The organism is Poseidonibacter lekithochrous (genome assembly GCF_013283835.1).
GTDB classification, from domain to species: Bacteria; Campylobacterota; Campylobacteria; order Campylobacterales; family Arcobacteraceae; genus Poseidonibacter; species Poseidonibacter lekithochrous.
On the sequence record NZ_CP054052.1, the window covers coordinates 508,207 to 521,949 of the forward strand.

The 13,743-nt window shown below is 31.2% G+C and carries 1 protein-coding gene; it reads left to right on the top strand.

Annotation, left to right across the window (positions count from 1 at the left end):
• Positions 1-31 precede the first annotated feature (31 nt).
• Positions 32-13,732 carry an immunoglobulin-like domain-containing protein gene (locus ALEK_RS02535; protein WP_173424112.1) on the top strand — a complete coding sequence of 4,567 codons (13,701 nt, stop codon included), beginning with the start codon at positions 32-34 and terminating at the stop codon, positions 13,730-13,732.
• The last annotated feature ends 11 nt before the right edge of the window (positions 13,733-13,743 follow it).

Sequence of the window (13,743 nt, forward strand, 5' to 3'; positions counted from 1 at the left end):
TTTCTTAATAATTATTATGTAGGAGTATATAATGGCTGAAGCAACAGGTGAAGTTAGAGAAATAAATGGTGAAATTGAAATAGTAGATGCTAATGGAAATAGTATTCCTCTTCAAGAAGGCCAAGAAATACAAGTAGGAAACCAAGTTCAAGCAAGTGTGCAAGTTGTTGATGGGCAAGTGCAAATTGTTGATAATGGTGGAAATATTGTTGAATTAAGTGCTGGACAAACGTTAGAGCTTTCTGATGATTTACCTGCGAGTGAATCTCCTTTAATTCAAAATACACAAAATAACAATGCCACTGTAAATGTGAACAATGTGCAAGATGTTGTGATTAACAATCAAAATCCAATTATTTTAGATTCTACTGTTACTCAAAATAATACAAATGCTTTTCAAGAAAATGCAATTGATAATAATACATTAGACTCTTTAGAAAATGAATTAGTAGATGAAACTAATTTAGTAGCAGATACTAACAATGAAAATAATGTAGAAGATAATGAAGATGAAGAAGAAATACAATCTGATGATTCTACAGCTAGAGAATTAGATAGAAATGGTGAAATTGCCGATGTTATCGCTGATTTACGTGAACCTGTTGTTGATGTTAGAGAACAAGAAGAGAATATTCTTGGTGAGGAGCTTTTATTTGTTGAAGCTAGATTATCAATAAGTGGAGCTCCTATTGTTATTGAAGGTAATGAGACAGTTTATACTTTATCTTTAACTGAAGTTCCAGCTACTGATGTTGTTGTAACTTTATCTTATAGTGGTGTTGCTATTGATGGAACAGACTATACTTCAGAACAAGAAGTTACAATCCCTGCTGGAAGTAAAGAAACTACATTTACTTTACCTACAATTGATGATTACTTTTCTGATAATAATGAACCTTATACTATTGTAATTACTGATGCTAATGGGGGAAGTTTTGATAGTTTAATCATTGATCCAAAAGCAGATAGAGTTACTACGACTATTATTGATGATTCTCAACCTGATACTCCTAATGATGATACAGATTTAATAGAACCTACTTTAGATAGTGTAACATTAAAATTAATACCAACAGATATTAATGGAAATGAAATTCCTCCTGCTACAATTAATGAAGGTGAAACAGCATACTATAAAGTAATTATGCTTGATCCAAATGGAAATGAAATAAGTGCAAGTGGGAATGTGGATATTACTTTTACTGATGGAACTGCAGTAAGAACTGGAACATCGGGAGATGCTGAGCTTGATTTTTCTGCAAATAATGCGACAGTAGCTTTAAATACTGTTTTTCAAGCTGTAGCTTTAGATGATTATATCTCTGATAATAATGAAACATTTAATGTTCAAATTACTGATGATACTTATTCAAATGCTTCTTTTTATGAAAATGTTATTCATAATACTACTCCTGTTGTAACAACAATCAAAGATGATACAGGGACACCAAATACACCAAATGATGGACCAGAACCAACACATGAATCAGTGATATTAAAACTAGTAGCATTAAATAGTGATGGAACACCAGTATTAGATGGAAGTGGGAACTATACATTTGCAAATGATGTAAATGAAGGTAATGATGCTAAATATATGGTATTAGCATTTGCACCAAATGAAACAACATTTAGCCCAAGTACAAAATTAGATAATCAAGTAGGAAATGTAGATATCACATTTGCAGATAATACAGCAAGTGGAGCTTCAAGTCAAAGTAAAAATGATGGAAGTGAAGATTATGATAATGATGCCCAAGGAAATGTAACATTAGGTACAGTAATAAGTACAAGTACATATGATGATTACTTAAGTGATAATAATGAGAACTTTACAGTAAGAATCACAGATAATACATATGCACCAACAAGTGGTGGATATGAGAATGTAACAATAGATACAAACCCAGTAACAACAACAATCAAAGATGATACAGGGACACCAAATACACCAAATGATGGACCAGAACCAACACATGAATCAGTGATATTAAAACTAGTAGCATTAAATAGTGATGGAACACCAGTATTAGATGGAAGTGGGAACTATACATTTGCAAATGATGTAAATGAAGGTAATGATGCTAAATATATGGTATTAGCATTTGCACCAAATGAAACAACATTTAGCCCAAGTACAAAATTAGATAATCAAGTAGGAAATGTAGATATCACATTTGCAGATAATACAGCAAGTGGAGCTTCAAGTCAAAGTAAAAATGATGGAAGTGAAGATTATGATAATGATGCCCAAGGAAATGTAACATTAGGTACAGTAATAAGTACAAGTACATATGATGATTACTTAAGTGATAATAATGAGAACTTTACAGTAAGAATCACAGATAATACATATGCACCAACAAGTGGTGGATATGAGAATGTAACAATAGATACAAACCCAGTAACAACAACAATCAAAGATGATACAGGGACACCAAATACACCAAATGATGGACCAGAACCAACACATGAATCAGTGATATTAAAACTAGTAGCATTAAATAGTGATGGAACACCAGTATTAGATGGAAGTGGGAACTATACATTTGCAAATGATGTAAATGAAGGTAATGATGCTAAATATATGGTATTAGCATTTGCACCAAATGAAACAACATTTAGCCCAAGTACAAAATTAGATAATCAAGTAGGAAATGTAGATATCACATTTGCAGATAATACAGCAAGTGGAGCTTCAAGTCAAAGTAAAAATGATGGAAGTGAAGATTATGATAATGATGCCCAAGGAAATGTAACATTAGGTACAGTAATAAGTACAAGTACATATGATGATTACTTAAGTGATAATAATGAGAACTTTACAGTAAGAATCACAGATAATACATATGCACCAACAAGTGGTGGATATGAGAATGTAACAATAGATACAAACCCAGTAACAACAACAATCAAAGATGATACAGGGACACCAAATACACCAAATGATGGACCAGAACCAACACATGAATCAGTGATATTAAAACTAGTAGCATTAAATAGTGATGGAACACCAGTATTAGATGGAAGTGGGAACTATACATTTGCAAATGATGTAAATGAAGGTAATGATGCTAAATATATGGTATTAGCATTTGCACCAAATGAAACAACATTTAGCCCAAGTACAAAATTAGATAATCAAGTAGGAAATGTAGATATCACATTTGCAGATAATACAGCAAGTGGAGCTTCAAGTCAAAGTAAAAATGATGGAAGTGAAGATTATGATAATGATGCCCAAGGAAATGTAACATTAGGTACAGTAATAAGTACAAGTACATATGATGATTACTTAAGTGATAATAATGAGAACTTTACAGTAAGAATCACAGATAATACATATGCACCAACAAGTGGTGGATATGAGAATGTAACAATAGATACAAACCCAGTAACAACAACAATCAAAGATGATACAGGGACACCAAATACACCAAATGATGGACCAGAACCAACACATGAATCAGTGATATTAAAACTAGTAGCATTAAATAGTGATGGAACACCAGTATTAGATGGAAGTGGGAACTATACATTTGCAAATGATGTAAATGAAGGTAATGATGCTAAATATATGGTATTAGCATTTGCACCAAATGAAACAACATTTAGCCCAAGTACAAAATTAGATAATCAAGTAGGAAATGTAGATATCACATTTGCAGATAATACAGCAAGTGGAGCTTCAAGTCAAAGTAAAAATGATGGAAGTGAAGATTATGATAATGATGCCCAAGGAAATGTAACATTAGGTACAGTAATAAGTACAAGTACATATGATGATTACTTAAGTGATAATAATGAGAACTTTACAGTAAGAATCACAGATAATACATATGCACCAACAAGTGGTGGATATGAGAATGTAACAATAGATACAAACCCAGTAACAACAACAATCAAAGATGATACAGGGACACCAAATACACCAAATGATGGACCAGAACCAACACATGAATCAGTGATATTAAAACTAGTAGCATTAAATAGTGATGGAACACCAGTATTAGATGGAAGTGGGAACTATACATTTGCAAATGATGTAAATGAAGGTAATGATGCTAAATATATGGTATTAGCATTTGCACCAAATGAAACAACATTTAGCCCAAGTACAAAATTAGATAATCAAGTAGGAAATGTAGATATCACATTTGCAGATAATACAGCAAGTGGAGCTTCAAGTCAAAGTAAAAATGATGGAAGTGAAGATTATGATAATGATGCCCAAGGAAATGTAACATTAGGTACAGTAATAAGTACAAGTACATATGATGATTACTTAAGTGATAATAATGAGAACTTTACAGTAAGAATCACAGATAATACATATGCACCAACAAGTGGTGGATATGAGAATGTAACAATAGATACAAACCCAGTAACAACAACAATCAAAGATGATACAGGGACACCAAATACACCAAATGATGGACCAGAACCAACACATGAATCAGTGATATTAAAACTAGTAGCATTAAATAGTGATGGAACACCAGTATTAGATGGAAGTGGGAACTATACATTTGCAAATGATGTAAATGAAGGTAATGATGCTAAATATATGGTATTAGCATTTGCACCAAATGAAACAACATTTAGCCCAAGTACAAAATTAGATAATCAAGTAGGAAATGTAGATATCACATTTGCAGATAATACAGCAAGTGGAGCTTCAAGTCAAAGTAAAAATGATGGAAGTGAAGATTATGATAATGATGCCCAAGGAAATGTAACATTAGGTACAGTAATAAGTACAAGTACATATGATGATTACTTAAGTGATAATAATGAGAACTTTACAGTAAGAATCACAGATAATACATATGCACCAACAAGTGGTGGATATGAGAATGTAACAATAGATACAAACCCAGTAACAACAACAATCAAAGATGATACAGGGACACCAAATACACCAAATGATGGACCAGAACCAACACATGAATCAGTGATATTAAAACTAGTAGCATTAAATAGTGATGGAACACCAGTATTAGATGGAAGTGGGAACTATACATTTGCAAATGATGTAAATGAAGGTAATGATGCTAAATATATGGTATTAGCATTTGCACCAAATGAAACAACATTTAGCCCAAGTACAAAATTAGATAATCAAGTAGGAAATGTAGATATCACATTTGCAGATAATACAGCAAGTGGAGCTTCAAGTCAAAGTAAAAATGATGGAAGTGAAGATTATGATAATGATGCCCAAGGAAATGTAACATTAGGTACAGTAATAAGTACAAGTACATATGATGATTACTTAAGTGATAATAATGAGAACTTTACAGTAAGAATCACAGATAATACATATGCACCAACAAGTGGTGGATATGAGAATGTAACAATAGATACAAACCCAGTAACAACAACAATCAAAGATGATACAGGGACACCAAATACACCAAATGATGGACCAGAACCAACACATGAATCAGTGATATTAAAACTAGTAGCATTAAATAGTGATGGAACACCAGTATTAGATGGAAGTGGGAACTATACATTTGCAAATGATGTAAATGAAGGTAATGATGCTAAATATATGGTATTAGCATTTGCACCAAATGAAACAACATTTAGCCCAAGTACAAAATTAGATAATCAAGTAGGAAATGTAGATATCACATTTGCAGATAATACAGCAAGTGGAGCTTCAAGTCAAAGTAAAAATGATGGAAGTGAAGATTATGATAATGATGCCCAAGGAAATGTAACATTAGGTACAGTAATAAGTACAAGTACATATGATGATTACTTAAGTGATAATAATGAGAACTTTACAGTAAGAATCACAGATAATACATATGCACCAACAAGTGGTGGATATGAGAATGTAACAATAGATACAAACCCAGTAACAACAACAATCAAAGATGATACAGGGACACCAAATACACCAAATGATGGACCAGAACCAACACATGAATCAGTGATATTAAAACTAGTAGCATTAAATAGTGATGGAACACCAGTATTAGATGGAAGTGGGAACTATACATTTGCAAATGATGTAAATGAAGGTAATGATGCTAAATATATGGTATTAGCATTTGCACCAAATGAAACAACATTTAGCCCAAGTACAAAATTAGATAATCAAGTAGGAAATGTAGATATCACATTTGCAGATAATACAGCAAGTGGAGCTTCAAGTCAAAGTAAAAATGATGGAAGTGAAGATTATGATAATGATGCCCAAGGAAATGTAACATTAGGTACAGTAATAAGTACAAGTACATATGATGATTACTTAAGTGATAATAATGAGAACTTTACAGTAAGAATCACAGATAATACATATGCACCAACAAGTGGTGGATATGAGAATGTAACAATAGATACAAACCCAGTAACAACAACAATCAAAGATGATGCTAATGATAAGGTTCCAAATGAACCAATTGATACTATTTACGTTCAATTAAGTGGAGATGATGTAAAAGAAGAAGCAAATGCAGCTACTTTAACTCATAATATAAAACTAGTAGATAAAGATGGTAATGCTGTAAATCTTGCAAATGGCGAAACAATTAATATTACTTTATCATATACAAATGATGGAACAGTAAATGCTGACTTTACAAGTAAGAAAACTACTGTAACAATTACTGGTAATGGAGGAAGTGATTATACTTTTACAAATATTATTACAGATGATTCTTTAAAAGAAGGTACTGAAACATATGATGTAAAAATTGCTTCTATAGATTCTCATAGTGATTATTTTGAAAATGTAAAAATTGCTGATACTACTAATGGAGCTAATGCAACGGTTAATAGTGCAAAGGGAACTATTAACGAAGAAATTGATTTAAATGATGAAAATGAAACTGTAGTTGAGGGTGCAACTGCAATTACAAGTGTAACACAGAGTATGAATTTACTTGATAATGATGAGTTAGGAATAAATGGTAAAATCTCAAGCTTTACTTATACTGATGAATCAGATGTTGTTCAAACTGCAACTTTAACTGGAATACCAGGTTCTAAGACTGCTACTGTAGATTCTAAATATGGAAATATTACAGTTAATGAAGATGGAACATGGAGTTTTACTCCAGATGCAACGGAAAATAATAAAAATGGTGTAGATGATGTATTTACTTATACTGTTACAGATGATAATGGGGCAAATGGAACTGCTAACTTTACAGTTAGTGTTACTGATACAAACCCAAGTGCAAGTGCACCAGATTCAAGTGTTGATGAAGATGATTTAGCATCAGGTAGTGATACAAGTAAAGAATCAACTGTAGTAACTCAAACACTTAATATTACAAAAAATAAAGATGATATTAGTGATGTAAGTTTTGATGCTTCAACTAAAACAGCTCTAGAAGCTTTAGCTTTAAAATCTAATAATGTGCTAATTACATATACTTTAAGTAATTCTAATCACACAATTACTGCAAAAGCTGGTGCTGATACAATATTTACAATTGATTTACAAAATACAAGTGATATAAGTGGAGCAACACAAGCTTATAGATTTGAACTTTTAGGAAGTATTGATCATGTAAGTGGAAATGCTGAAAATAGTTTAAATTTACCATTTAGTTTTAATGTTTCTGATATTGACTCAACTGTTGCTGGAACAACATTTAATGTAAGTGTTGTAGATGATATTCCTACAGCTAATTCTGAAGCTAAATTATCTGTTGTTGAAGGTAATGTTGCTTTAACTGGAATGATTAACTTATTAGATAATGATGTGCAAGGTGCTGATGACCCAATTTCAACTGTTACAAGTTTTACATATACAAATGAAAGTAATAGTTCTCAAACTGTAAATTTATCAGGTGGTTCAGTTACTGTTGATACTAAATATGGTTCATTAACTGTAAATACAAATGGTACGTGGTCTTATATTTCTGATGCTAGTGAATCAAATGAGAGTGGAACAGATAATGTTAATACAGATGATAAAGTTATAGATAGTTTTACTTATGTAATTACTGATGCTGATGGTGATACATCTAGCGCAGCTCAAGAGATTGATGTAACTGATGGAGCTAATCCAATGATAAATCCAGCTGATTTAACAGTTAGTGAGCTAACATTAGGTTATGGAGTTTCATTAGTACCATTTACATCTCAAAATAATTTATTAAATATATCTAAGGGGTCTGATGAAATAGCAGATACTAAATTTGCAGTTTCTACAATAACAGCTTTAGATGCATTAGGGATTGAGTCTGCTGGAGAATCATTAGTGTATACTTTATCTTCAGATGGACATACAATAACTGCTAATAAAACAACAAGTAGTGGAGCTGAAGTATTTAAAATAACTATTACTAATCCTGCTTCAACATCAGCTAAATATGACTTTGAATTATCATTACCAATTGATCATACTAAGAATGCAAATCCATCATTAGACCATGATACAGAATGGACTTTGCCAATAACAGTTTATACAGAAGATACTGATAATAAAAATGGTGTAGATGGAGATGATGATGCTATTGATACATTTAATATTATAGTTCAAGATTCAACACCTTCTTCAACTCCTTCAAGTATTGTAATGAATGAGGATAGTGGTTCTAAAACTATTAGAATTTCTCAGGATGCTTTTGATTCAGTTAAAATCACTCCATTAAATGGAGTTCAAGTTACTGTAGCAAGTGGAAATAGTACAAATATTTATGATAAAAATGGTGATGATATAATTGGTTCATTAACTAATAATGGAGATGGAACATTAACGTTTACTCCTGTAACAAATTATAGTAATTATACTACTGATCTACCAACATTTGATTATGAAATTGTTGATGATGATGGAGATACTTCTTCTTCAACTATTACAGTAGAGGTTAATCCAATTGCTGATGCACCTTCTGTTTCGGCAAGTAATGTTACAACAACAGAAGATTCTAATAATACAAGTGAAGGAACAAATAGTGTTGCCTTAAGTCTTACAAAACCATCATTAAGTTTAGATCAAACAGATAAAAATGATGTTACAGGAAGTGCTTCTGGTGATAAACCTGAGAGACTTGGATATATTGAATTAGAATTTACAAATGGCGATTTTGTTATTGGAGCAGTACTTGAAAAAGGCGATGGAACGGACCTTGTAACTATATCTTCAAGTAATCAAATAGTAAAAGTTTATATTACAGATGATGCAAACTTCCATTATAGTGGACTAGACCCTGTTTCAGATGGTGCTATACAATTAACGACAGCTGAATATCAAGCTTTAAAAATTATTCATGCTGAAGATAATGATAGAGATATTAATATTACTGTTTCTACTACTTCTTATGAAGTGAAAGATGATGGAACACCTATCAGTACAAGTGATAATAACTTAAAAGAAACAAGTTCAGATAGTATGAGGGTAATAATTACTGCAAAAACTGATGATATATCTCTTGCTTGGGATAATAATTCTAGAGGAACAATAAGTACGAATATAAATACAAATGATACTTATACATTTAATACAATTTCTGAAGATAATGCTGATAGGACTATTGATTTAAAATCACTTCTTACAAAAACAAGTGGTTATGAAACTGACTTAAAAGGAGATTTAGATGGAAGTGAAACAAGAACTTACAAAATAACAGGTGTTCCTGAAGGAACTGTTCTTAGTATAACTACTATTGTTGTTACAGGTATAAATCCTACAACAACTGCCACTCAGGTGGACGAATATATTGCAGATTCCTCTGGTACAGTATCTATGACTTATACTAGCAGATTAAATGATGATGATATTAAGTTAACACTTCCTGAGAATTTTGGTGGAAATATTAGTAATGCTAAAATTGAATTAATAGCAAAAGATTATGATACTGAAACTGAAAGTGCAGATGTTGCAAAAAGTGCAGAAGTATATTTTAATATTAATATAACACCAGTTGCTGATGATGTAACTGCTGCTATTAAACAATCATTTGGAAATGAAGATGCTGGAAGAAAATCAGATGGTTCAACTGATGTATCTAGTGCTGCTTCTGGAATTGATTTAGATGTTACAATCACAACAGATGATAAAGATGGTTCTGAAACATATACAATTGTTTTAAGTGAAATCCCAGATGGTGCTGAAATTTATTATGATGGTAATCTAATTACAAAAACAAGTGCAAGTGTAAATGCTCAAATTACAGCTACAAATGATGCTGGTGCAAATTGGTCTTTAGAAATTAAAGAGTTTGATAATTCTAAAGCTTTTAAAATTATACCACCATATAATTCAAATGATGATATCAATCTAAAAGTAGCTGCAAATGCTGTTGATGGTACAGATATAGGTGCTTCAGTTACAAACTTAGATTTAAATGTAAAAGTTGCAGGTGTAGCTGATGTTATGACTCATAATAGTTTAAATAGTGAAACTATTGATGATACAAATAATATGACAAAAACATATAATAAGATAGTAAAAGAAGATACTTCACAAGTAACTTTAGAAACATTATTTACAGCTAATACTCCAGGATTTACATCTGCTGATATTACGGGTGGAGACGGTTCAGAGAGTGGTTTTGTAATTATTACAGATGTTCCAAGTGGATTTGATATTAGTGGAGCACTTGCTTTAGGTGGAAGTGGTACATCAAGAGAATGGTTAGTTGAAATTGCTGATTTCTCAAATGTAAAACTTGATATCCCAGCTAATTATAGTGGAGAAGTTGATTTAACTTTAAAACTTCAGTCTATTGAAAACGATGGTAATAAATCATCATTTACAAATGTTCCTTTAAAAATATTAGTAACACCAGAAACAGATGGAACAGTTAGTGGGAGCGCATCACAAAATGAAGATGAAACTGCAACATTAACATTTACTTTTAATAAAAATTCAGATTCAAATGAGAGCTTAACTTTATTAGAAATAAATACAGATTCTTTATCTTTAGCTGGAGTTCAATTATTTAAAAATGGAGTTAATATTACTTCAACTGGATGGGTAAGTGTAGATGTTAATAGTGATACAATAACTGCAAAAACACCAGCTGATTTAGATACAGATTATTCATTTGATTATAGATATAAAAATAGTGATACAACTAATGATGGTTCAGATTTTACAGACCATACTCAAAATGATAATACTTATGATGATGAAAGTTCAAATGCAAATTATGTAAATGGAACGTATAATGTTACTGTAAATGCAAAAACTGATACTGCAACATTAGTTTTAAATACTATTGTTGATGCAGATTCGGATGCGAATAATGATATTTCTTATGATAGTGGTTCTAAAACAGTAACAGTTACAGATAATACTATCTTCGAAGTACCTTTTACTTTAACTTCTGATGATATGAGTTCAGAGGGATCTAATGGAAAAGATTTAGATGGTAGTGAAAAAATATTAGCAACTGTTGAATTATCAGGAGTCCCAGAAGGCATAGATGTAGTTGGAGGAGTTTATTTAGGAGATAAATTTGATAATGCTGGAAATGCTATTAATTCTGGAAGATGGAGAGTTGAAATTTCAAATGATTTAGTTATGAATTCTTCAAGTGGAGAGAATAATAGTATTAAATTTGCAGTAGGAAAAGGTAGCTATTCTGATATTAATGCTGCAATTACATTTACTGTGTCTCATCAAGATACAAATGCAGAAGTTTTAACAAATAGTGAGACGTTTAATTTAGTTATAGATGGTAGTGACTTTGCAGGTACTCAACCAGATCCAAGTACTCCTCCCGTGGATTTAAATGTGACTTTAAATAGTACTAATTTTGTTGAAGATGAAGCAAAAAGTTTAAATAACTTCTTTAATGTAAGTGATGCAGATGCAAATCCTGCTAATAATACAGGAAAGTATGCAATTACTATTACAAATTTAGAGGGTGGTACAATTTCTGGAATGGAGTTTATTGATTCAGAATTCTATTCGTTAACAGGTACAGGAGATATAAATGATATTATAGCTTCTCTTAGTTCAATATCAATTACTCCAAATGCAAATGAAAATATTAATACACCAACAAATGTGAAATTTGATGTGGCTATTACTACTTATGGAGTAGATGAACATAATACATATTCATTTAATGATGTTACTACAGAAATAGCACCAGTTACTGATGCAACTAGTATAGATATTGCTGGTAGTACAACAATAAATGAAGATAGTAGTGAAATATTTACTATTTCTTTAGCAAATACTGCAGATGGAAATAGAACAACAATTATTGATGGAAAAGTTTATTTACAACTATCAGATACCGTATCAACTGATGGTGGGAATAATGGAACATTTGAATTAGTTGGTGGAACATTACCAAGTCTTACAAGTATTTCTGCAAATAGTATTAGTGATGAACAAGGTAACTCTTTACCTGCTGGAAATTATTATGTAATTACAGGAGTTAATTTATCAGATAATATTCAAGTTAAATATACACCGCCAAGTAACGAGTATGGAAATACTGTAAGTATTAAAACATATACTATTACTAAAGAAGATCCAGCATCTAGTGGCTATACAACACAAACTTTACTTTCAAGTACAAGTAAAACTGCAAATGTAGAAGGTGTAAATGATGGGATTACTCCATTTTCTCCAACAGCAGTAGGAGATGAAGATACTACAGTGTTCCTAAACTTTGGAGGAGCATCTTTAGTTGATTCTTCGGAAAGTATCACATTTGCTACATTAAGTGGTGTTCCTTTTGGTTTTGATGTTTATTTCAAAGGTGTAAAACAAACTGGAACTGTAGCAGGAAAAGATGCTAATGGCGATTATATTTATGATTATACATTTGTGGCTACTTCTGTTGCGGAATTAGAAACAATTGGTGTTAAGAAAATTGGAGTTGAAGATTTCAGTGGTAAGATTGAAAATTTAACATTAAAAGTTAAATCTGGAGAATCAGGATCTCAAACTGAACAAACTGTGAATAACTTTGAGATTCAATTTAGACCAGTTGCTGATCAATTATTAAGTATGACAGTTACTAAAACATTTGGTGAGGAATATGCTTGGACAGCAATGAATATTAATGCAAATGTAAAAGATACTGATGGAAGTGAAACTTTACAAGTACAATTTAAAGGTGTAGGAACTGCTTTAGATGATACTGCAATCTTTAGATATTCAGATGGAACAATTATTACAAGTGCAACATTTGATTCTGAAACTTGGACTATTTCTGATATTGCATACAATAAAATCAATGATATTGAAATATTATATAAAGAATATAACGGAAATGTAGATGTTGTTGTAAAAACTGTAGATACAAAAGATGGTATTACAGATACTTTATCTGATGCAAATGATAGTGAAGGAACATTTAATTTAAAAATTGATGCAAGTACTAATATTATAACTGGAGCTGAAGATAATACTATTCTTTATGGAAGTGGTAAATCAATTGATGCTGGAGCAGGAATTGATACAATGATTTTAGGAAATAATATTGATATTGATTTTAACTCTTTAGGTAGTGATAATAGTAAGGATATTATAAATAATATAGAAAAAATTGACTTGTCAAAAAGTGGTGATCATTCTTTAACAAACCTTTCATTACAAGATATTATTGATATTACAGATAATAATAATATTTTAGAAATTATAGGTGATTCATCAGATACTGTAAACTTTAAAGATTTAGACAAAGATTGGACTAATGCAGGAACAGATGGAAACTATGATGTATATACAAAAGATAGTGGTGGAAATACAGTAACACTAAAAATAGATAACGATATCAATACAAATATAATATAAAAAAGTAAGGG

Bases quoted from the DNA above. Each gene is read 5' to 3' on its own strand.
- ALEK_RS02535 (WP_173424112.1), top strand. From the start codon at position 32: ATGGCTGAAGCAACAGGTGAAGTTAGAGAAATAAATGGTGAAATTGAA.